This window comes from Pseudomonas sp. IzPS59 (assembly GCF_014863505.1).
GTDB lineage: Bacteria > Pseudomonadota > Gammaproteobacteria > Pseudomonadales > Pseudomonadaceae > Aquipseudomonas > Aquipseudomonas kribbensis.
Genome location: NZ_CP062251.1, coordinates 2,111,632 through 2,136,450 on the forward strand (window position 1 = coordinate 2,111,632; position 24,819 = coordinate 2,136,450).

At 64.3% G+C, this 24,819-nt stretch carries 4 protein-coding genes; all 4 read left to right on the forward strand.

The window, feature by feature from the left end; translation table 11 throughout:
• Positions 1-34 precede the first annotated feature (34 nt).
• The 4 genes from IF189_RS09600 (at position 35) to IF189_RS09615 (ending at position 24,779) form a co-directional block, all read left to right on the forward strand.
• Positions 35-1,018 (forward strand): TauD/TfdA family dioxygenase, encoded by a 984-nt coding sequence (locus tag IF189_RS09600; RefSeq protein ID WP_192553182.1) that lies wholly within the window; start codon positions 35-37, stop codon positions 1,016-1,018.
• Positions 1,019-1,205: 187 nt separating this feature from the next.
• Positions 1,206-4,607 (forward strand): non-ribosomal peptide synthetase, encoded by a 3,402-nt coding sequence (locus IF189_RS09605; protein WP_192553183.1) that lies wholly within the window; start codon positions 1,206-1,208, stop codon positions 4,605-4,607.
• Positions 4,604-12,439, forward strand: coding sequence for a non-ribosomal peptide synthetase (locus tag IF189_RS09610; protein ID WP_192553184.1), 7,836 nt, complete (start codon positions 4,604-4,606; stop codon positions 12,437-12,439). The genes IF189_RS09605 and IF189_RS09610 overlap by 4 nt, the downstream gene beginning before the upstream one ends.
• Positions 12,440-12,452: 13 nt before the next feature.
• Entirely contained in the window at positions 12,453-24,779 is a 12,327-nt protein-coding gene (locus IF189_RS09615; protein ID WP_192553185.1) for a non-ribosomal peptide synthase/polyketide synthase, read from the forward strand.
• The last annotated feature ends 40 nt before the right edge of the window (positions 24,780-24,819 follow it).

The following is a 24,819-nucleotide window of genomic DNA, read 5'->3' on the forward strand; positions in this document are numbered from 1 at the left end:
GGTTCACCTATCGAGTGTTTTGAGGAGGCCAGTCATGGCTGTTGCTGAGGGATTTTCCGTCCGTCCGTTGTTGCCGCAGCGCGGTCGCCTGCCGTTGCTGGTGGAGGCGAGCGATGCCGATACGGATCTGCTGGCGGTGTTCGATGAGCTGAAAGAGCTGGTGGATGAGCATTTGCTGCGCGATGGCGGCCTGCTGTTTCGCGGGTTCCGTCTGGACGGTGCAGAGCGCTTTCGCGAATTCGCGGCGAGCTTCGGCCATCCGCTGCTGAACTACGAGTTTGGCTCCACGCCACGCACCAACGTGACCCAGGGGGTCTACACCTCCACCGAATACCCGGCGCACCAGAGTATTCCGCTGCACAACGAGCAGGCCTACTCCCGGGACTGGCCGATGAAGATCTGGTTCTACAGCATGATCGCGGCCAGATCCGGTGGCGAAACGCCGATTGCCGACAGTCGCGAAGTGTATCGGCGGATTCCCCAGGCGATCCGCGAACGTTTCGTCAGCAAGGGCCTGATGTACGTGCGCAATTTCGGCAACGGGCTGGATGTGGCCTGGGAGGATGTGTTCAACACCGACGATCAGGCTGAAGTCGAAGCCTATTGCCAGGCCCACGGCATCGTTTGCGAGTGGAAGGACGACGGAGAACTGCGCACCCGCCAGACCTGTCAGGCCGTGGCGCAGCATCCGGTCACCGGGGACATGGTCTGGTTCAATCAGGCGCACCTGTTCCACATTTCCAACCTGCAACCGGAGGTGCGCGAGAGCCTGCTGGACATCGTCGATGAAGAGGACTTGCCGCGTAATGTCTACTACGGCGATGGCTCGCCCATCGAGGATGAGGTCCTGAGCCAGATCCGTGCGGTGCTCGACGACTGCGCCATCAGTTTCCCGTGGCAGGAGGGCGATGTGCTGATGCTCGACAACATGTTGTCGGCCCATGCCCGCTCGCCGTTCGAAGGCCCGCGCAAGGTCATCGTCGCCATGGCCGAGGGGCATTCACAGGACGCGCTCTGAACGGTCGCGCCGCTTGAGTGACAGGGTGTCGAAGCCGGTTCTGTACCGGCTTCGGCATTTGCGTGTCGATCCCTTTGGTTATCGCCCGGGGATTGCCCGGCCCCGCTAAATCATTGCGTTTGTCATTCGTTCTTGTTGATACGACCGGGCCTCCTGGTCACGCCGCCGATCAGCAAGGACCCAATGCATGAATGCCGCAGACGCACAGAAACTAGCCCGCCGCTTTATCGAATTGCCTCAGGACAAACGCCGTTTGTTCCTCGCCGGCATGGCCCGTGAAGGGATCAATTTTGCGCAGCTGCCCATGACCGCCTGCATCGGGGTCGCCGAGCGCGACGGCCTGTCCTATGCCCAGCAGCGGATGTGGTTTCTCTGGCAGATGGACCCGCAAAGTGCCGCCTACAACCTGCCGATGGCCGTGCGCCTGAGCGGTGAGTTGCAGCCCGAGGCGCTGGAGCAGGCGTTCAGTCGGTTGGTGGCGCGGCATGAGTGCCTGCGCACGACGTTCGGTCAGGAAGGCGAACAGGCTTTCCAGAAAGTCGCCGAACCGCAGCCCGTCAAGCTGACCCTCACTGACCTGAGCGCGTTGCCCGAGGACCAGCGCTGGCCGCTGGCCCGGCAGCACATGATGGCCGAGGCCACGCAAGCCTTCGATCTGGAGAACGGGCCGTTGCTGAGCCTGCGCCTGCTGCGGCTGGACGCGCAGGAACACGTGCTGTTGCTGACGCTGCATCACATCATCGCCGACGGCTGGTCGATGAACATTCTCATCGATGAATTCATGCGCACCTACGCGGCACTGGTGGCGGGAGCGGAGCCGCAATTGCCGCCGATCACCGTGCACTACCGCGACTACGCGCTGTGGCAACGCAGTTGGCTGGAGGCGGGCGAGGGCGAGCGTCAGCTCGATTACTGGCGTACGCAACTGGGTGACGAACACCCGGTGCTTGAACTGCCGACCGATCGCGCCTACCCGGCCCAGGCCAGTCACCGTGGTGCACGTCTGGAAACGGTCATCGACGCGGGCCTGCGGCAGGAACTGAAAAACCTCGCACAACGTCAGGGGGTGACCCTGTTCGTGGTCTTGCTGGCGGCGTTCAAGACGTTGTTGCATCGCTACAGTGGCCAGACCGACATCCGCGTCGGTGGCCTGATCGCCAACCGTACCCGCAGCGAAACCGAAGGCCTGATCGGCTTCTTCGTCAATACGCAGATCCTGCGCAGCGTGGTCACTGCCAATACCCGCTTTGCCGATCTGTTGCAGAGCGTGCGCCAGGCCGCCGCCGGCGCGCAGTCCCATCAGGACCTGCCGTTCGACGCTCTGATTGAAGCCTTGCAACCGGCTCGCAGCCAGAGTCACAACCCGCTGTTCCAGGTGATGTTCAACCATCAGCCGCTGGTGACGGATTTGCAGCAGGCGCAACTGACGGCCGGCTTGCAGGTCGGTTACCTGACCGAAGAACAACTGACCGGCAGCGGCCGCGAGCATGCGGCCACCAGCGACCTGATGCTCGATACCCGGGAAGAGGGCGAGCAATTGTTCGCCGCGTTCACCTACGCCACCGACATTTTCGACGCCTCCACCATTGCCGCGCTGGCCGGGCACTGGCGCAACGTGCTGGTGTCGGTCTGCCGCGATCCGCAGCAGTTGATCGGCGAGGTTTCGATGCTGGCCGCTGCCGAGCGCGAAGGCCTGATTCAGGTCGCCGAAACCAGCCCTCCACAGGCCAGCATTCAGGCCCTGTTCGAAGCCCAGGTGGCGCGTACGCCCGAGGCATTGGCGGTGGTTCTGGCGAACGAGTCGGCGCCTTCAATCAGCTATGCCGAACTGAATCAACGCAGCAATCGTCTGGCCCACCAACTGCGCGCCCGGGGTGTTGGCCCGGACGTGCTGGTCGGCGTGGCGCTGGGGCGTTCGCTGGAACTGGCGGTCGCCTTGCTCGCCGTGCTCAAGGCCGGCGGCGCCTATGTGCCGCTGGATCCGCAAACCCCGCCCGAGCGCCTGCGTCACGTGCTCGACGACAGCGGACTGAAACTGTTGCTGACCGACCGCCAGACGCTGTCCGCTCTGCCAACCCTCGACGGCGTGGAAAGCCTGTGCCTGGACACGCTGCCGGACAGCGGTGCCAGCGACAATCTGCCGGTGACCGTCGCGCCGCAAAACCTGGCGTACGTGATCTACACCTCCGGTTCGACCGGCCGGCCAAAAGGCGTGGCGATCAGTCACGCCGCCCTGAGCGAGTTCATCGAGCGCGCCATCGACTACAGCGACCTGCGCGAAGGCGACCGGGTGCTGCAGTTCGCGACCAGCAGTTTCGACGGCTTCGTCGAGCAGTTCTTCCCGCCGCTGTGCCACGGCGCCGGTGTGGTGCTGCGCGACGGGCGTCTGTGGGACAGCGCGACGTTGCATCAAGCCATCCTCGAACACGGCATCACCCTGGCCGACTTGCCGGCGGCGTACTGGTACTGGCTGGTGCAGGAATACGCGGCCAATCCGCCGCCGCACTTCGGTGCGCTGCGCCAGATTCACGTGGGTGGCGAGGCCATGGCGGTGGACGGTCTGCGTCTGTGGCAACAGGCCGGGCTGGGTCATGTGCGCCTGCTCAACACTTACGGGCCGACCGAGGCCACGGTGGTGTCGACCATCCATGACTGCTCGACGCTGACTGCAGACGCCGTGTCATGGCGTGGCATTCCGATTGGTCATGGCCTGGCTGGCCGTCGCCTGTACGTGCTGGACGATGATTTGAACCTGCTGCCGCAAGGCGCGGTGGGCGAGCTGTACATCGGCGGCCCGGGCCTGGCGCGGGGTTATCACCGCCAGCCGATGCTGAGCGCCGAACGTTTCATCGCCGATCCGTTTGCCTGTGGCGAACGCCTGTATCGCACCGGGGATCGTGCCCGTTTGCGCGCCGACGGTGCCGTGGAATACATCGGTCGGGTCGATCATCAGGTGAAGATCCGTGGCTTCCGCATCGAGCTGGGCGAGATCGAGTCGCGCCTGCAGCAATGCCCGGGCATCCGCGAAGCGGTGGTCCTGGCCTTGCCGCTGAACGGCAGCCAGCAATTGGTGGCGTATCTGGTGGTCGATCAGGACGTGCTGGAGGGCGTGGCGGGGCAGTCGGCGTTCCGTCAGCAGATCAGGACGGCGCTGCAGGCCAGGCTGCCGGACTACATGGTGCCGGGTCATCTGCTGCTGTTGGCGCAATTGCCGCTGACCCCGAGCGGCAAGCTCGACCGCAAGGCCTTGCCGGCACCGGACGTGAACCAATTGCAGGTCGACTACCGGGCCCCGCAATCGGAGATCGAACAAGCCCTGGCGAAGATCTGGGCGGATGTCCTGCAAGTGCCCCGGGTCGGGCTGGACGATCACTTCTTCGAACTCGGCGGCCATTCGCTGCTGGCGGCCCAGGTGATCGGCCGCATCAAGAAACAACTGAACGTGGTGTTGCCGCTGCGCAACCTGTTCGAACAACCGTTGCTCGGTGATCTGGCTCAGGCGGTGGCACAGCTGGCCGAGGGTGCAACGGATAACGACTGGTCCGACATGGACCTGTTCATGAATGAATTGGAAGGAGAAGAAGTATGAGCGGCAGCATGGCGGAACGCATCGCTAAAAGGTTCGTCGGTTTGCCGCTTGAGCAGCGCCGGCAGTTTCTGGCGAAGCTGCGCGAAGATGGCAAGGACTTCAGTCTGTTGCCGCTGCCGGTCAGTCGTCACGACTGTGCGCAGATCCCGTTGTCGTTCGCCCAGCAGCGTCTGCTGTTTCTCTGGCAGCTCGAACCGCAGAGCGCCGCATACAACATGGCCGCCGGCCTGCGCCTGAAAGGGCGTTTGGACGAGTCGGCGCTGACCCGCTCGCTGGATCACCTGATGGCGCGTCATGAAGTGCTGCGCACGGTGTTTCGCACCGACGGCGACCAACCGCATCAGGTGATTCTCGAATCGCAGGGCGTCGCACTGGAACGCATCGACTTGACCGGTGTTGCCGCGCAGGAACGTGAGCAGGTACTGGCCGAGCAGGTGCAGGAGGTGACGGCGCAGCCGTTCGATCTGCGTCATGGTCCGCTGTTGCGCGCCAGTCTGTTTTGCCTGGCCGACGACGAGTTCGTGCTGGTGGTGAGCATGCATCACATCGTCTCCGACGGCTGGTCGATGGACGTGATGGTCAAGGAGTTCGTGCAGTGCTACCAGGCGTTCAGCCTGGAACGTGAGCCGCAATTGCCGGAACTGGCCTTGCAATACGCCGACTACGCCATCTGGCAGCGGCGCTGGCTGGAAGCCGGCGAGGGCGAACGTCAGCTCGATTACTGGCGCCGGCAACTGGGCGAGGAACATCCGCTGCTGGAAGTCGCCCCGGACTTTGCCCGGCCGCTGACTCAAAGTTTTGAAGGCCGGACCCTGAGCTTCGATTTCGGCGCGGATCTGTCGCGTCAGCTCAACGGCTTTGCCCGTGCGCAAGGCATCAGTCTGTTCATGCTGGTACTCGCCGGTTTCTCGCTGTTCCTGTCGCGTCAGGCCGGGGAGCGTGACATTCGCGTCGGCGTACCCAACGCCAACCGCAGCCGCGCCGAAGTCGAGGGGCTGATCGGTTTCTTCGTCAACACCCAGGTGCTGCGCTGCGAGGTGGACGAGCGGGGCAGTTTCGAGGACCTGCTGGCGCGGGTGCGCGAGGCCTCGTTTGGCGCCCAGGCCCATCAGGAGCTGCCGTTCGAACAACTGGTGGACGAACTGATCGCCGAACGCACCCTGGGACATAACCCGTTGTTCCAGGCCAAGTTCAACCAGAACGTCGGCATGCAGAAACAACGCTCGATGGCGCTGCCGGGCCTGAGCGTGGCGGAATACCCGCTGGACAAGGACGGCACCCACTTCGATCTGGCGCTGGACATCACCGACGACGGCACGCTGATCCACGGGCAGATGACCTACGCCAGCGACCTCTATCAGCATGCGACCGTCGAAGGTTTCGTCCCGGCGTTGCTCAGGTTGTTCGGTGCGCTGCTGAAAGCACCAACGGCGCCGTTGCATACGGTGGCAACGGTTACGCCAACCGCTCTGGCGGCACCGCGTGAACCGGCACCGTCGGTGCTGCAGCACTGGGCTCGCGAAGTCGCGCGCCAGCCGCTGGCAATGGCTGCCCGTGACCTGAACGGCGGGCTGAGCTTTCAGGCACTGGATCAAGCGTCCAATCGTCTTGCGCATCATCTGCTGGCCGAGGGCGCGGTCGCCGGTCAACCGGTCGCCGTGCTGCTGGAGCGCTCGCTCGACTGGCTGACCTGCGTGCTGGCGATTTTCAAGGCCGGCGCGGTGTACATGCCGCTGGACGTCAAGGCACCGACGTCGCGCTTGCAACTGATGCTCGGCGCTGCCAAGGCGCGGGTGCTGGTGTGCGCTGAAGGTGATTCGCGGGTGACGGAACTGGCGGTTGCCGATTGCCGGGGCCTGGTATTCGAGGCGCAGCAATGGCAGCAACAGCCGGATTCGGCGCCTGTCTGCGCGTTGTCGGCACAGTCCCCGGCCTATGTGATTCACACCTCCGGCTCCACCGGTCAGCCCAAGGGGGTTCTGGTCAGCCACGGTGCGTTGGCCAGCTATGTGCGCGGGGTACTGGAGCGTCTCGAACCGGCACCGGACACCAGCATGGCGCTGGTCTCCACCATTGCGGCGGACCTGGGTTTCACCGTGCTGTTCGGCGCGTTGTGTTCCGGCCGCTTGCTGCACGTGTTGCCGGAAGAGCTGGGCTTCGATCCGGACCGTTTCGCCGAGTACATGGCCAGCCATCGGGTGGGCATGCTGAAGATTGTTCCGGGGCATCTGGCCGCGTTGCTGCAGGCATCCCGCGCGGCAGACGTGCTGCCGGAGCAGGCGCTGATCGTCGGCGGCGAAGCCTGTTCGCCGGCGCTGGTGGAGCGTGTGCGGCAACTCAAGCCGGGCTGCCGGGTCATCAACCACTACGGCCCGAGTGAAACCACCGTGGGCGTGTTGGCCCATGAAGTCGGCTCGCTGGAAACCGGTGTGCGCAGCGTTCCGGTCGGCACGGCGCTGGCCGGGGCCCATGTGTATGTGCTCGACGATGTGCTCAACAGCGTGGCCGATCAGGTTGCGGGTGAGCTGTACATCGGCGGTGACAGTGTCGCCCTCGGCTATCTCGGTCAACCGGGGCTGACGGCCGAACGTTTCGTGCCTGATCCGTTCGGGCCGGCCGGTGCGCGGGTGTATCGCAGCGGCGACCGGGTGCGCCGCAATCGCCGGCAGGCGGTGGAATTCATCGGTCGCGCCGACGATCAGGTCAAGGTGCGCGGCTATCGGGTGGAGCCGGCGGAAGTCGCCCGGGTGCTGCTGGGTCTGGACGGTGTCAGCGAAGCGGCGGTGCTTGCACTGGCGCTGGATGACGACGCGACGCGCCTGCAACTGGTGGCCTGGTGCGTGCCGGCGGCGGGTGCAACGTTGAAGCCCGAAAACCTGCGCGAACAACTGCAAGCCTGTCTGCCGGATTACATGGTGCCGGCGCAGATTGTCGTGCTGGAGCAATTGCCGCTGACGGCCAACGGCAAACTGGACAAGCGCGCCTTGCCGGTGCCGGGTGTGGTGACGCAGCGTTATGTTGCGCCGGTAGGCGAGGTGGAGGAAAAGCTCGCGACGATCTGGGCCGATGTGCTCAAGCTGGAGCGTGTGGGCAGCACCGACAACTTCTTCGAGCTGGGCGGGGACTCGATCCTCAGCCTGCAAATCATTGCCCGGGCCAAACGTCAGGGCATCAAGCTGAGCCCCAAGCAATTGTTCGAGAAACAGACCGTCGGCCAACTGGCGGCGGTGGCCAAGCTGATCGAAGCCAAACCCGTGGCGGCAGCGCCGCAGAAGGTCGGCGGGCAACTGGCCTTGTTGCCGATTCAGGCACGCTTCTTTGAAACCCCGATTGCCCGGCGCGAGCACTGGAACCAGTCGCTGATGCTGCAACCGCAGGTGCCGCTCGATGCCGGACATTTGCAAGCCGCCCTGGCGGCCATGGTCGAGCAGCATGATGCGCTGACCTTGAATTTCCAGGCGACGGGCGATGGGTGGCAGGCCACTTTCCAGACGCAACGCGATCCCGAACTGTTGTGGGTGCGCGAGCTGGACAACCTGGAGCAACTGACCGAGCTGGCGGATCTGGCGCAGCGCAGCCTGGATCTGCAGCAAGGTCGATTGCTGCGTGCGGTGCTGGCGAATCTGCCGGGCGGTGAGCAACGCTTGTTGCTGGTGATCCATCACCTGGTGGTCGATGGCGTGTCCTGGCGCATCCTGCTGGAAGATCTGCAATCCGCTTACACCGCGCTGGCCGCCGGCCAACCGCTGGTGTGGCCGGGCAAGAGCAGCTCGCTGCAGAGTTGGGCCGAGCATCTGCATCGTTATGGGCAGAGTGAAGCGCTGAACGCGGAGCGCGCGTATTGGCTGAAAACCCTGAGCGACGGCGACGCCGAGTTGCCACGGGACTTTGCGCAAGATATGCAGACTCAGCAACAGGCACAACGCGTCAGTTCACGCCTGAGCCAGGCGCTGACTCAAAAATTGCTCAAGGTGGCACCGGCGGCCTATCGCACGCAGATCAATGATCTGTTGCTCACTGCGCTGGCGCGGGTGTTGTGCGACTGGAGCCGGCAGCCGTCGGTGCTGATCCAGCTGGAGGGGCATGGTCGCGAGGATCTGTTCGACGACCTCGATCTGAGCCGTACCGTGGGCTGGTTCAGCAGCCTGTTCCCGGTACGCCTGACGCCACAGGCGACGCCGGGCGAATCCTTGTGCGCGATCAAGGAGCAACTGCGCGCCGTGCCGGGCAAAGGCATCGGCTACGGCGTGCTGCGTTACTTGAGTGACGCGGCCGAGCTGCGTTCGCTGGCCCCGCCACGGGTGACGTTCAACTACCTGGGGCAGTTCGACGGCGATTTCAGCGCCGCCGAGGGTGCGCTGTTCGTGCCGTCCGGTGACAGCACCGGGGCCAATCAGGACGCTGCGGCGCCATTGGGCAACTGGCTGAGCATTGATGGTCAGGTGTATGGCGGCGAGCTGGAACTGACCTGGACGTTCGGTGCGCAGATGTACCGTGTCGAAACGATGCAGGCGCTGGCCGACGCTTACCGGGTCGAGCTGGAGCGCCTGATCGAGCACTGCTGTGACAGCGGCCATGCTGGCGTCACACCGTCGGATTTCAGTCTGGCGACCCTGACTCAGGCGCAACTCTCGGCACTGCCGATCCCGGCCCGGGAAATCAGCGACCTCTATCCGTTGTCGCCGATGCAGCAAGGCATTCTGTTCCACAGCCTCAACGATCCCGACAGCCCGGCGTACACCAATCAGTTGCGGGTCGACGTGCAGCATCTGCAGATCGAGCGTTTCCGTCAGGCCTGGCAGCAGACCCTCGACGCCCACGACATTCTGCGCACGGCGTTTGTCTGGCCGGGCGATGCCGCTGCGGCGGTGCAAGTGGTTCGCCAGAACGTGCAGATGCCATGGAGCGTGCAGGACTGGCGTGGCCGCAACGACCTCGACAGCGCTCTGGAGCAACTGGCCGGCGACGATCTGGCCAACGGTTTCGAGCTGACCGGTGCGCCGCTGTTGCGGGTTGCCCTGGTGCGTACGGACGAGTCGACGCATCACCTGATCTACACCTGTCACCACATCCTGATGGACGGCTGGAGTACTTCGCAGTTGTTCGGCGAGGTGTTGCAGCGTTACGCGGGCATGACCCCGGCCATCGCTCAGGGGCGTTACCGCGATTACATCGAATGGCTGGGCCAGCGTGATCAGCCGGCCAGTCAGGCGTTCTGGAAACAGGCGCTGGCCGAGCTTGAAGAGCCGACGCGACTGGCCAGTGCCGTGCCTGCGCCGCTGGCCGGCGCCAGCGGTTATGCCGATCACCAGCATGTGTTCAGCGAGCAACTGACGGCAGATCTGAATCGCTTCGCACGGGAGCAGAAAGTTACCTTCAATACCCTGGTGCAAGCGGCGTGGCTGGTGCTGTTGCAGCGTTATACCGGTCAGGATCACGTGGCCTTCGGGGCCACGGTCGCCGGTCGCCCGACCGACTTGCCCGGCGTCGAGCAGCAGATCGGCCTGTTCATCAATACCTTGCCGGTGGTGGCCGCGCCGTCCGCCGACCTGTCGGTGGAACAGTGGTTGCAGCAGGTGCAGGGCCTCAACCTGGCGCTGCGTGAACACGAGCACACGCCGTTGTATGACATTCAGCGCTGGGCCGGACTTGGCGCCGGGGCGTTGTTCGACAGCATTCTGGTGTTCGAGAACTATCCGATGGCCGAAGCCCTGCAACAGGGCCCGGACACGGGTCTGGTGTTCTCGGCGATCCGCCGGCAGGAGCAGACCAACTACCCGTTGACGCTGGTGGCGGTCACCGGTCGTGAGTTGAGCCTGGGCGTCAGTTACGATCAGGCCTGTTTCTCGGCCTCGACCATTTTCGATCTGAGCCGACAGCTCGAACGTCTGCTGCGCCAGTTCCTCGACAACGCCACCCAGGCACTGGGCGCGTTGCAATTGCTCGACGACTCGCAGCGCGAGCAAGCGATCGCCTGGGGCAATGCGGAAGTCACGGCGCTGACGCCGCGCACGGTGCTGGAGTTCATCGAAGAACGCGTCGCGCAACGACCCGACGCACCGGCGGTGGTGTATGCCGAACAGCAGATCGACTATCGCGCGCTCGACCAGCGGGCCAATCGTCTGGCGCACAAGCTGCAAACGCTGGGCGTGGGGCCGGAAGTGCGGGTTGGCGTGTGCATGCGCCGCACCCCGGACATGCTGGTGGCGCTGCTGGCGATTCTCAAGGCTGGTGGCGCCTATGTGCCACTGGACCCGGACTACCCGCAGGAACGTTTGCTGCACATGCTCGACGACAGCCGTGCAGCGGTGCTGCTGACCGAACCGGCAGCGCAGGCGATGCTGCCCGAGACATTGAGTGCCCGGGTGGTGCTGGTGGAGGCGGGCGAGCAGTGGCTGGCCGGTTATCCCTCCACCGCGCCGGTGGCCGGTATCACCGGGCAGAACCTGGCCTATGTCATCTACACCTCGGGTTCCACCGGCAAGCCGAAAGGCGTCGCCATCAGCCACGCCAACCTCTCGGCGTTGATCCAGTGGTCGCAAGGGGTCTACCGCGAGGAACAATTGCGCGGCGTGCTGGCGTCGACGTCGATCTGCTTCGACCTGTCGGTGTGGGAGATCTTTGTCACCCTGGCCAGCGGCGGCTGCATGGTGCTGGCGGACAACGCGCTGGCCCTGGCGGACTTGCCGGCCCGGGAACGGGTCACGCTGATCAACACGGTGCCGTCGGCGATTGCCGCGCTGCAACGGGCGGGGCAGATTCCGGCGTCGGTCACGACCATCAACCTGGCCGGTGAACCGCTGAAGCAGAGTCTGGTGGACATCCTGTATGCGACCACGGCGGTCCGGCAGGTCTACGACCTGTACGGGCCTTCGGAAGACACGACCTATTCGACGTTCACCCTGCGCACCGCGCAAGGTCAGGCCAATATCGGCCGGCCGCTGGTCAACACCGTGGCGTACCTGCTCGACACTCAGCTGAACGTATTGCCGGCCGGCGTGGCCGCCGAGCTGTACCTGGGCGGTGCCGGCGTGACCCGGGGCTATCTGATGCGACCGGGCCTGACCGCCGAGCGCTTTGTGCCCAACCCGTATGCCGGCAACGGCGAGCGGCTTTACCGCACGGGGGATCTGGTGCGCGAGGGCGCGGATGACAACATCGAGTACCTCGGACGTGCCGACCATCAGGTGAAGATCCGTGGCTTCCGTATCGAACTCAGCGAGGTCGAAGCGCGGTTGCTGGAGCAGGACGAGGTTCGCGAAGCGGTGGTGCTGGCCCAGGACGGCGCAGCGGGCAAGCTCCTGCACGGTTATGTCGTGGCGGCGCAAGCGGTGAGCGATCCGGCGGCGCTGATCGAACGACTGCGCGGGGCATTGGCCAGTCGTTTGCCGGCGCACATGGTGCCCGGGCACCTGCATGTGATCGAGGCGGTGCCGTTGACCCCGAACGGCAAGCTCGACCGCAAGGCGCTGATGGCCCTGGGTACCAGTCCGGCGCAGCAGCAATACGAAGCGCCGCAGACGGACCTGCAACGGGAAGTGGCGACGGTCTGGCAGGAGGTGCTGGAAGTCGAACGCATTGGCCTGGCGGACAACTTCTTCCAGCTCGGCGGCCATTCGTTGCTGGCGACGCTGGTGGTGACCCGGATCAAGGAGCGTCTGGGCGACAAGGTGCCGCTCAAGGAACTGTTCGAAGCCGATACGCTGAAAGCGTTCTGCAACCGGATAGAGGCGCTGCGCGTCGAAATGTCGCCGGTTCAGGATGAATTGGCTAAATCCCTGGAGGCCCTCAAACGTCTATCCCTCGATGATCTGGAAAAACTGATTTCTTGAGAGGGAAAAACGCGTGCAAGAGTTAATCGAGTCGGTAGGACAACTTTCGGCTAAGCAAAGAAAGGCTCTGGCGGTTCTGCTCAAGCAGAAAGGCGTCAACCTCTTTGACATTGCCCCGGTTTTCAAGCGCACGGCCGAAGAGCCGCTGCTGCTGTCCTACGCCCAGCAGCGCCAGTGGTTTCTCTGGCAATGGGCGCCGCACAGCGCGGCCTACAACATTCCCACGGCCCTGCGCTTGCAGGGCCCGCTGGATGTGTCCGCGCTGGAGCGCAGCCTTCAGGCGCTGATTGAACGACACGAAACCTTGCGCACGGTGTTCTCCCAGGAATCTGAGCAACCGCTGCAAACGATCCTGCCGGCAGGGTCGTTTGCACTGGAGACTTACCCGCTGAGCCCTGAGCTGGCGAGCGACCCGGATGCCTCGATCCAGGCGTTCGTCCAGACCCAGAGCCAGAAGACTTTCGATCTGCAGCAAGGCCCGCTGTTGCGCGCGGCCCTGCTGCAGGTCAACCCGAACGACCATGTGCTGGTCCTGACCTTGCACCACATCGTCTCCGACGGCTGGTCGCTGCAAGTGATGATCGAAGAACTGGTGCAGCTGTATGCCGGTTTCAGCCTCGGTCACGACGCCGGCCTGCCGGCCCTGCCGATTCAATACGCCGACTACGCCTTGTGGCAGCGCCAGTGGATGGAGGCCGGTGAGCAGGCGCGGCAACTGGCGTATTGGCAGGAAAAACTCGGTGGCGAACAGCCGGTGCTGGAACTGCCGCTCGACCGCGCCCGCAGTGTCGATCAGAGCTTTGCCGGGGCCAGCCACAACCTGATTCTCGATGCGCAAATGACCCAAGGCCTGAAAGCCTTCGCGCGGCAGGAAAACGTCACCCTGTTCGTCTTGCTGCTGGCGTCGTTCCAGGCGCTTTTGCACCGTTACAGCGGCCAGTCGGACATCCGTGTCGGCGTGCCGGTGGCCAACCGTGGCCGGGTGGAAATCGAGCGTCTGATCGGCTTCTTCGTCAACACCCAGGTGCTCAAGGCCGACATTGACAGCCAGACCCCGTTCGTCGAGTTGCTGCGTCAGGTCAAACAGACCGCGCAGGAAGCCCAGGCCCATCAGGACTTGCCGTTCGAGCAGCTGGTGGAGGCGCTGGAGCCGGGCCGCAGCCTGAGCCACAGTCCGCTGTTCCAGGTCATGTTCAACCATCAGGCGGAGCGCCGCAGCAGTGTCGAAACACGCCTCAACGGCCTGAGCATCGAGCCGCTGGAATGGCAGAGCCAGACCGCCCAGTTCGACCTGACCCTCAACACCACCGAACAGGCCCACGGCATCGAAGCGGTGCTCAAGTACGCCACCGACCTGTTCGACGCCAGCACCATCGAGCGCCTGGCCCAGCACTGGAACGCGCTGTTGCAGGCCATCGTCGAAGATCCGTCGCGTTGCATCGGCCAGTTGCCGATGCTCGATGACGCGCGTCAGCAGCAGTTGTTGACCCAATGGAACCCGACCCGGGTCGAGCATCCGGTCGAGCAGTGCATCCATCAGGTGATCGAGGTTCAGGCCGAGCGGCATCCCGAGGCGGTCGCCGTGACCTGTGCCGGGCAACGACTGACCTACGCCGAACTCAACCGCCGGGCCAACCAGTGGGCCCATCGCTTGATTGCAAACGGAGTCGGTCCGGATGTGCGGGTCGGTGTCGCCGTCGAGCGTTCGCTGGACATGATCGTTGCCATCGTCGCCGTGCTGAAGGCCGGTGGTGCCTACGTGCCGCTGGACCCGAGCTACCCGCAGGATCGTCTGAGCTACATGATCGAAGACAGTGGCATCGCGCTGCTGCTGACCCAGGGGCACTTGCAGGCACAACTGCCGATTCCGCCGGGACTTGCCTGCCTGGACCTGAGCCAGCCGCCGGAGCAGGGCAACAGCGAAAACCCGGTCTGCCGGACCACGCCGGACAACCTGGCGTATGTGATCTACACCTCCGGCTCCACCGGCAAACCCAAAGGCGCATTGCTGCCGCACAGCAACGTCATCCGCCTGTTCAGCGCCACCGACCACTGGTTCGGTTTCGGCCCGGACGACAGCTGGACGCTGTTCCATTCCTACGCATTCGACTTCTCGGTGTGGGAGATTTTCGGTGCGCTGCTGTACGGCGGCAAACTGGTGGTCGTGCCGCACGACATCACCCGCTCGCCGGAAGATTTCTACACGCTGCTGTGCGATGAAAACGTCACGGTCCTGAACCAGACGCCGTCGGCATTCAAACCGTTGATGCAACTGGCCAGCGAGTCCTCGCGCGACAACGCATTGCGTTATGTGGTGTTCGGCGGCGAAGCCCTGGAAGTGCAGAACCTGCGCCCGTGGTTCGAGCGCTTCGGTGACCGCGCACCGACGCTGGTGAACATGTACGGCATCACCGAAACCACGGTGCACGTGACTTACCGTCCGCTGTCCATGGCCGACCTTGAGCAAAGCCACAGCAGCCCGATCGGCGAGCCGATTGTCGACCTGTCGTGGTACTTGCTCGACAACGCGCTGAACCTGGTGCCGCAAGGCTGCATCGGTGAGTTGTACATTGCCGGGGCCGGCCTGGCCCGGGGTTACCTGAATCAGCCGGGCATGAGCGCCACGCGTTTTGTTCCGGACCCGTTCAACCCGCAGGCCGGCGAGCGTCTGTATCGCACCGGCGACCTGGCGCGCCTGCGGGGCGACGGGGTGATCGAGTACATCGGTCGTATCGACCACCAGGTGAAGATCCGTGGATTCCGTATCGAGCTGGGGGAAATCGAAACCCAACTGCTCAAGCACCCGGCCGTGCGCGAAGCGGTGGTGCTCGCGGTGGACGGCCCGAGCGGGCAGCAACTGGCGACCTGGATCGTAGCGAACGAGACGCTGGACGCCGATGCCGAGGCGACGTTGCGCGAGTCGATCAAGGCCCGGTTGCGCGATGACTTGCCGGATTACATGGTGCCGGTGAGCTGGGCATTTCTTGAACGCCTGCCGCTGACCGCCAACGGCAAGCTGGATCGCAAGCAACTGCCGCAGCCGCAGGTCGTTCAATCCCAGGAAGCCTACGCGGCCCCACGCAATGAGCTGGAGCAGCAACTGGCGGCGATCTGGCAGGACGTGCTGAAGGTCGAGCGTGTCGGCCTCAACGACAACTTCTTCGAACTGGGCGGCGATTCGATCATTTCGATTCAGGTGGTCAGCCGCGCGCGTCAGGCGGGCATTCGCTTCACGCCCAAGGACATCTTCCAGCATCAGACCGTGCAGCGTCTGGCCACGGTCGCGCAGCAGAGCGATGGCGTGCTCGCGACCCAGGGCGATGTGCTGGGCGAGGCGGTGCTGACGCCGATCCAGCAGTATTTTTTCCACAACGATATTCCGGCGCGTCATCACTGGAACCAGTCGATCCTGCTGACCCCGGCCTCGCCGCTGGCAGCTGCACCGCTGGAGCAGGCGTTGCAGCATTTGCAACGGCACCATGACGCGTTGCGTCTGCGTTATCGCGACACCGGGGACGGCTGGCAACAGACCCACGCTGCAGTCGAACCGAGCGCGGAACTGCTGCGCACTGTCACCTTGCAGGACGGTGCGGCGTTGCCCGCGTTGTGCCAGGAATTGCAACGCAGCCTCGATCTGCACGATGGTCCGTTGATCCGTGCGGCGCTGGTGGATCTGCCGGACGCCAGTCAGCGCCTGTTGCTGGTGATCCATCACCTGGTGGTCGACGGGGTGTCCTGGCGGATCGTGCTGGAAGACCTGCAAACCGTTTATCAACAACTGACATCGGGCCAGGCCGTGCGCCTGCCGGCCAAGACCACGGCGTACAAGGACTGGGCCGAGCGCCTGCAAAAACATGCGCACAGCGCCGGGCTGGAAGCCGAGCTGGATTACTGGCGCGGGCAACTGGAAGGGGCCGCTATCGAGCTGCCGCTGGACAACCCGCAAGGTCAGTCGAGCAACCGTTTCGAGCGCAGCGTCGATACCCGTCTGGATACCGAGCGCACCCGGCAGTTGCTGCAACAGGCGCCGGCGGTCTATCGCACCCAGGTCAACGACCTGTTGCTGACCGCCTTGGCCAAGGTGTTGTGCGAGTGGACCGGCGCCGAGAGTGCCCTGGTGCAACTCGAAGGCCACGGCCGTGAGGACCTGTTCGACGATATCGACCTGAGTCGCACGGTGGGCTGGTTCACCAGCATGTTCCCGGTGCGCCTGACTCCGGGCGCCGGTTTCGAAGCCTCGATCAAAGGCATCAAGGAACAACTGCGCGCGATCCCCGACAAGGGCATCGGCTATGGTCTGTTGCGTTATCTGGGTAGCGCCGAAGCACAAGCCGCACTGGGGGGCGCAGCGCAGCCGAAAGTCACGTTCAACTACCTCGGCCAGTTCGACAACAACTTCGATGAGGGCGCGCTGTGGGTGCCGTCCACCGAAGACAAGGGCGCGGGGCAGGACGAACACGCGCCGATGGCCAACACCCTGAGCATCGACGGCCGGGTTTACCAGGGGCAACTGAGTCTGACCTGGACCTACAGCGGCGACGTGTTCGAAGACTCGACGATTCATGCCCTGGCACGGGCTTACGAAGAGGCGCTGGCCGAACTGATCGAGCATTGCCTGAGTCCTTCGAGCGGCGGCCTCACACCGTCCGACGTACCGCTGGCCGGGTTGTCCCAGACGCATCTGGACAGCCTGCCGATCACTGCCCAGCGGATCGAAGACATCTATCCACTGGCGCCGATGCAGCAGGGGATTCTGTTCCACAGTCTCTACGACGCCGATGCCAGCGCTTATGTCTATCAGATGCTGCTGGACATCGAAGGGCTCGACGTGGCGCGTTTCCAGCAAGCCTGGCAGCGGGTCGTCGACCGTCACGAAGTGCTGCGTGCCGGCTTCATCTGGGGCCGCGACGGCCTCGATACGCCGCTGCAAGTCATCCATCGCCAGTTGACCCTGGAAATGCCGGAAGTGGACCTGCGCCACGAGCCGGACCAGGTCGTGGCCATGGAATCCCGCGCACGGGCCGACCTGGAGCGCGGGTTCGATTTGCAGAACCCGCCACTGCTGCGTCTGTGCCTGTTGCGCACGGCGGATGATCGCCATCGTCTGATCTTCACCTGCCACCACATCCTGATGGATGGCTGGAGCAACTCGCGGATGTTCGGTGAAGTGCTGCAGGATTACGCCGGCCATCCGGTGCCGGGCGCGCAGGGGCGTTATCGCGACTTCCTGGCCTGGCTGCAAGGCCAGGACAAAACCGCCGCGCAGGATTTCTGGCGCGGGCAACTGGCCGAACTGGACGAGCCGACGCGACTGGCCTCGGCGTGTCCGGGCAAGGTTCAGCCGGGCGCGGGCAAGGGCGTGCATCGCCTGACCTTCGACGCCGCGTTCACCCGTCGCTTGAACAGCTTCTCCCGGCAGCAGCAAGTCACCCTCAACAGCCTGGTGCAGGCGGCGTGGCTGCTGATTCTGCAACGCTACACCGGTCAGGCCACGGTCGCTTTCGGCGCCACGGTGTCCGGGCGTCCGGTGGACTTGCCGGGCATCGAGCAGCAACTGGGGCTGTTCATCAACACCTTGCCGGTGATCGCCAGCCCGCAGCCGGGCATCAGCGTGCGCGACTGGGTGCGCAGCGTGCAGGACAAGAACCTGTTGCTGCGCGACTTCGAACAGACGCCGCTGCAGGACATTCAGCGTCTGGCCGAACTCAATGGCGAAGCGCTGTTCGACACCTTGCTGGTGTTTGAAAACTACCCGGTTTCGGAGACGCTGGAAGCCAACCCGGGCGGCCTGCGCTTCGGTGGTCTGGAACACCGCGAGCAGACCAACTACGGCCTGACCCTGATCGCCGGTGCCGCCGAGGTCCTGAGTCTGGACTTCAACTACCTGACCGAGCAGTTTTCCGAGCGCGGCGTGGTCGGACTGGCCACGCACCTGGAAACTGTTCTGCAGCAGTTCCTCGACGCACCGCAGCGGTTGCTGGGTGAAGTCGCAATGCTGTCGAGTGCGGAGCACACCACGCTGGCGCAGTGGAACGACAACCACGCCGCGTATCCGTCGCAACGCCTGATTCATCAAAGCTTCGAGGCGCAGGTCCAGGCCCGTCCGCAGGCTGTGGCCCTGAGCCATGGCGGTGTGGCCCTGAGTTACGCCGAACTCAATCGCCGGGCCAACCAGTTGGCCCGTCATCTGTCGACGCTGGGCGTCGGCGCCGAGGTTCGGGTGGGTGTGGCGATGCCGCGCTCGGCGGAGCTGGTGATTGCCTTGATGGCGGTGTTCAAGGCCGGTGGCACCTACGTGCCGCTGGATCCGGACTACCCGGCCGACCGCGTGGCGTACATGCTGGAAGACAGTCAGGCGAAGGTCCTGCTGACGCAACAATCGCTGCTGGCGCAACTGCCGCAGACCGACGCTCAGGTGGTGTTGGTAGAGGTGGGCGGCGCGGCCTTTGCCGACATCGCAAGCGACAACCTTGAAGTGCGCAATGACTCGGCGAGTCTGGCCTACGTGATTTACACCTCCGGCTCCACCGGCAAGCCCAAAGGCGTGGCGATTGCCCACCGTAACGTCCAGGCATTGATCCACTGGTCTGCCGACGTCTACAGCGAGGCTGACCTGCAAGGCGTGCTGGCCTCGACCTCGGTGTGCTTCGACCTGTCGGTGTGGGAGATTTTCGTCACCCTCGCGCGCGGCGGTTCGATCGTCATGGCGCGCAATGCCCTGGAACTGCCGGACCTGCCGGAGCGCGATCAGGTGCGCCTGATCAACACCGTGCCGTCGGCCATCGCGGCCTTGCACCGCGCCGGACATATTCCAGATGGCGTGCGCATCATCAATCTGGCCGGCGAGCCGCTCAAGCAAAGTGTGGTCGACAGCCTGTACCGCGAGACGTCGGTCGAGCACGTCTATGACCTGTACGGGCCGTCGGAAGACACCACGTATTCGACCTGGACCCGCCGCGAAGCCGGCGGCCAGGCGAACATCGGCCGCCCGCTGGTCAACACCACGGCGTACCTGCTGGACGGGCAACTGCAAGCGGCGCCGATCGGGGTGGCGGCCGAGCTGTATCTGGCCGGCGACGGCATCACCCGCGGTTACCTGTTCCGTCCGGGCCTGACCGCCGAGCGTTTCGTGCCGAACCCGGCCTCGACAACCGGCGAGCGGATGTACCGCACCGGCGACCTGACGCGCCTGGGCGACGACGGCCGGATCGAATACGTGGGGCGCATCGACCATCAGGTCAAGGTGCGTGGTTTCCGCATCGAACTGGGTGAAATCGAAGCGCGCCTGCTGGCCCATGACAGCGTGCGCGAAGGCGTGGTGCTGGCGGTGGACGGCCTCAGCGGCCAACAGCTGGTGGCGTATGTGGTGCCGGCCCATTCCGGCCTCAGCCTTCAGGAACAGGATGAACTGAGCGAATCGCTGCAGTCCGCTCTCAAGGCGCACCTGCCGGATTACATGGTGCCTGCGCAGTGGCTGTACCTCGACGCGCTGCCGCTGACCCCCAACGGCAAACTGGACCGCAAGGCCCTGCCGGCACCGGACGTCAATCAGTCGGCCCGGGACTATGTCGCCCCGTCCACGGCACTCGAGCAGCAACTGGTCGTGGTCTGGCAAGACATCCTGAAGATTGACCGGGTCGGTGTGACCGATAACTTCTTCAGCCTGGGCGGCGATTCGATCATCTCCATCCAGCTGGTCAGCCGTGCGCGCCAGCAGGGCATCCGCTTTACTCCCAAGGATCTGTTCCAGCAGCAGACCGTGCAGAAACTGGCGATGGTGGCGTCGCTGGAGTCCGCGCAGCAGGCCGACGGCACGCCAGACAACTACCCGCTGGCGCGACTGGAGCAGGCGCAGCTCGATGCGTTGCCGGTGCCGGCGGATCTGATCGAGGACGTTTATCCGCTGTCGCCGATGCAGGAGGGCATGCTGTTTCACACGCTCTCGGACAATGGCAGCAGCCTGTACGTCAACCAGGTCAGCCTGCCGATCCAGGGCCTGGATGTGGAGCGTTTCCGGGGCGCCTGGGAGTTTGTGATCGAGCGCCAGGCGATCCTGCGGACCAGTTTCCACTGGCAGGACGGGCTGGCCAAGCCGTTGCAAGTGGTCCATCGCCAGGCCCCGCTGCAAATGCAGGTGCTCGACTGGCGCGACCGTGAGGTCAGCGATGAGTTGATCGCCGGGTTCGCCAGCGATGATCGTGCCCTCGGCTTCGACCTGTCCCAGGCACGCCTGCAGCGAGTGACGCTGTTGCGCCTGAGCGATGACCGCTATCAGATGATCTGGACCAGCCACCACATCCTGATGGACGGCTGGAGCAGTTCGCGTCTGTTCGGCGAAGTCCTGCAGTACTACTCCAAGGGCAAGGTCAGCGGTGAGAACGGTCGTTACCGTGACTTCATCGCCTGGTTGCAGGCACAGGACCAGGACGCGCAGGAGCTGTTCTGGAAAGCGCGTCTGGCGGCGGTCAACGAGCCGACGGCGTTGAGCCAGGCGATCCATCCGCGGCATTCGGCCGATGTCTCCGGCCACGACGCGATCTACTCGAACTGGGATCAGGCGCAAACCGCGCGCCTGCTGCAGTTCTGCCGCGACCTGCGCATCACCCCCAACACCTTGATTCAGGGTGCCTGGCTGCTGCTGTTGCAGCGCTACACCGGGCAGCGCACGGTCACGTTCGGTGCCACGGTTTCGGGACGTCCCGAAGGGCTGGCGAATGTTGGCAACATGCTGGGTCTGTTCATCAACACCTTGCCGATCATCCAGACGCCGCAGGCCGATCAGCGTCTGGCGGACTGGCTGGGCGACGTACAGGCCTACAACCTGGACATCCGTGACTATTCCCAGGCGCCGCTGGCCGATGTGCAGCGCTGGTCCAACCTCGGTGGCCAGGCGCTGTTCGACAGCATCATCGTGTTCGAGAACTTCCCGATCGATGATCGCCTGCAAGAGGAAAACGACACCGACCTGACCTTCGGCAAATCCATCGGCCACGGCGTGACCAACGTACCGATGGACCTGGCGGTGATGCTCGGTGACGAGCTGTCGATCGAGTACCTGTACCTGCGCAGCCACTTCAGCGCCGAGGCCGTGGAAGGCATTCGCCTGACGCTGGAAAACACCCTCGAAGCGATGATGCGTGCGCCTTACGAGCGACTGGGCAATCTGCAGCGCCTGTCGCACGAGCAGTGGCAGGCGATCCAGGCCTGGAGTGCCGAACCGGTCTCCAGCCACGAGCCGGTGTTGCTGCCGCAGCTGATCAGCCGGCATGCGCAGCAGCAGCCAGAGGCTATCGCCCTGCAGTGCGCCGGATTGAGCCTGAGCTATGCCGAACTCGAACAGCGGGCCAATCGTCTGGCCCACTGCCTGACCGAACACGGGGCAGGTCCGGAAGTGGTGATCGGCGTGGCGCTGCCGCGCTCGCTGGAGATGGTCGTCAGCTTCCTCGCCGTGCTCAAGAGCGGTGCGGCGTACGTGCCGCTGGACATCGATTATCCGCCTGAGCGACTGGCGTACATGATCGAGGATTCGGGCATGGCCCTGTTGCTGACCCAGAGCAGCCTGCGCGCTACCTTGCCGGCGCCCGAGGGACTGCTGCGCCTGGAGATCGATCATCTCGACGAGACCCGTTACCCCGATCACGCACCGGTCTGCCGCGTCCAGGAGCAAGGGCTGGCGTATCTGGTCTACACCTCCGGTTCCACCGGTCGGCCAAAGGGCGTTGCGGTCACGCAAGGGCCGTTGAGCATGCACTGCCAGGCCATCGCCGAACTGTATGAAATGGACGCCAGCAGTTGCGAGCTGCACTTCATGTCATTCGCCTTCGACGGTGCCCATGAGCGCTGGTTGAGCACGCTCTACAGCGGTGGCCGTCTGGTGATTCGCGACGGTTGCCTGTGGACACCGGAACAGACCTACGCCGCCCTGCACGAGTATGGCGTCACCATCGCCTGCTTCCCGCCGGCCTATCTCAAACAGTTGGCGGAGTACGCGGCGGCCAGCGGCATCGCGCCGCCACCGGTACGCATCTACTGCTTCGGCGGCGATGCGGTGCCGGACCAGACTTTCGAACAGGTGAAAGCGGCCCTGCGTCCCGAGTACTTCACCAACGGTTATGGCCCGACGGAAACTGTGGTCACGCCGATGCTCTGGAAGGTGCCGGTCAGCCAGCATTGTGAAGCGGCCTATGCACCGATCGGGCGTGCCGTCGGCGCGCGTTCGCTGTACGTGCTGGACGAAGATCTGAACCCGCTGCCGCCAGGTTTTGCCGGTGAGCTGTATATCGGCGGTTACGGGGTTGCCCGTGGTTACCATGGCCGTGCGGATCTGACCGGCGAGCGCTTCGTACCCAATCCGTTCGCGGCCGGCGAGCGCCTGTATCGCAGCGGCGACCTGGTGCGTTTGCGTCAGGACGGCGTGGTCGATTACGTCGGGCGCATCGACCATCAGGTCAAGGTGCGCGGTTTCCGCATCGAGCTGGGTGAAGTCGAGGCCAGCCTGCGTCAACTGGAGGGGGTGACCGATGCGCTGGTGATTGCCCGAGACAATGCGTCCGGCAAGCAACTGATCGGTTATGTCGTGACGCCAACCGGAGAAGATGTGGGCGATGAGCTGAAGGCCGGGCTGCGCGCCTCGCTGCCGGAGTACATGGTGCCGGCGCAGATTGTCTGCCTGAGTGCTTTCCCGGTCACGCCCAACGGCAAACTCGACCGCAAGGCGCTGCCGGAGCCGGACTTCAAGAGCGAGGAATATGTCGCCCCGCGCAACGAGCAGGAAACACTGCTGGCCGAGATCTGGGCCCAGGTGCTGCAAGTCGAGCAGGTGGGCATCACGGATAACTTCTTCGAACTGGGCGGCGACTCGATCCTCAGTCTGCAGGTCATTTCCCGGGTCAGGAACCACCCGACCTTGCAGATGGAACTGAAGCTGCGCGATCTGATGCGCTATCAGACCATCGCCGGCATCGTCGAACAGAACGTGACGAAGGAGGGCGCCGGACAGCCGCTGGTGGACGTCACGCAAGTGGCGGGCGAGGGGTTGTTCAATCTGTTGCCGATCCAGGAGTGGTTCTTCGCCGAGGGCATGCCCGAAGCCCATCACTACAACCAGTCACTGCTGTTGAGTGCGCGTCAGCCACTGGATCTGGATGCGCTCGAACAGGCCCTGGGCTGGATCGAGCAACACCACGACTCGCTGCGCCTGCGCTTCACTCAGGAGGGCGGGCGCTGGCTGCAACGTTACTGTACCGCCAGAGAACAGGGCGATGCGGTGCTCTGGCGCCGTGAAGCCGAAAACAGCGAACAGGTCGAAGCGCTGGCCAACCTCGCCCAGCGCAGTTTGAAGCTGGACGACGGGCCGGTCTGGCGAGTGATGCATGTCGCCCTGCCTGACGGCCAGGCGCGACTGCTGGTGGTGATTCATCACCTGGTGGTCGACACCGTGTCCTGGCGGATCCTGCTCGATGACCTGAAAACCGCTTATGAAGCGTGTGTGCAGGGTCTGGCGCCGCAACTGCCGATTCGTACCAGCAGTTATCGTTCGTTTGCCGAAGCCTTGCAGGCCCGGGCCCCGGCGATTGCCGAGCAGGAACTGGCGTACTGGCTGGAGCAACTGGATCAGCCGGGCGTCGATCTGCCGTGCGACAACTACCGTGGCAAGAACCAGGTGCGCCAGCAGGCGCAGGCGCGGCTCAAGTTGTCCCGCGAGCACACCGAGCAATTGCTCAAGCAGGCGCCGGCGGTCTATCGCACGCAAATCAACGACCTGCTGCTGTCGGCACTCGGTCGGGCCCTGTGCCGCTGGAGCGGCCAGCCATCGGCGCTGATTCTGCTGGAAGGGCACGGCCGCGAGGATCTGTTCGAGTCCATCGACCTGAGCCGCAGCCTTGGCTGGTTCACCAGCATGTTCCCGGTACGGTTGCGTCCGGACAGCGACGATATCGGACGTTCGATCATCGACGTACAGGCGCAACTGGCGGCGGTGCCGCAGAAAGGCATCGGTTATGGCGTGCTGCGTCATCTGGCGGGCGCCGAGGTGTCCCGGCAACTGGCGGACCTGCCGCAGGCGCGGGTGACGTTCAACTACCTGGGGCAGTTCGACCAGAGCTTCGACGAGCAGGCCCTGCTGGTGCCGGCGCTGGAAGAAACCGGTGACAACTACAGCCTGAAGGCGAACCTGGGCAACTGGCTGGAAATTGTCGGCCAGGTGTATGACGGCCAGTTGGCGTTGCGCTGCATCTACAGCAGCCAGCGTTACCGGGCCGGCACCATGGACGCCTTGATGCAGGATTACCAGCGTGAACTGGAAGCGCTGATCGAGCATTGCATGGCGCGTGTGGGCTGACCCTCGCACGCTGGATCATTTTTGGGGGGCGTTGCCGAGG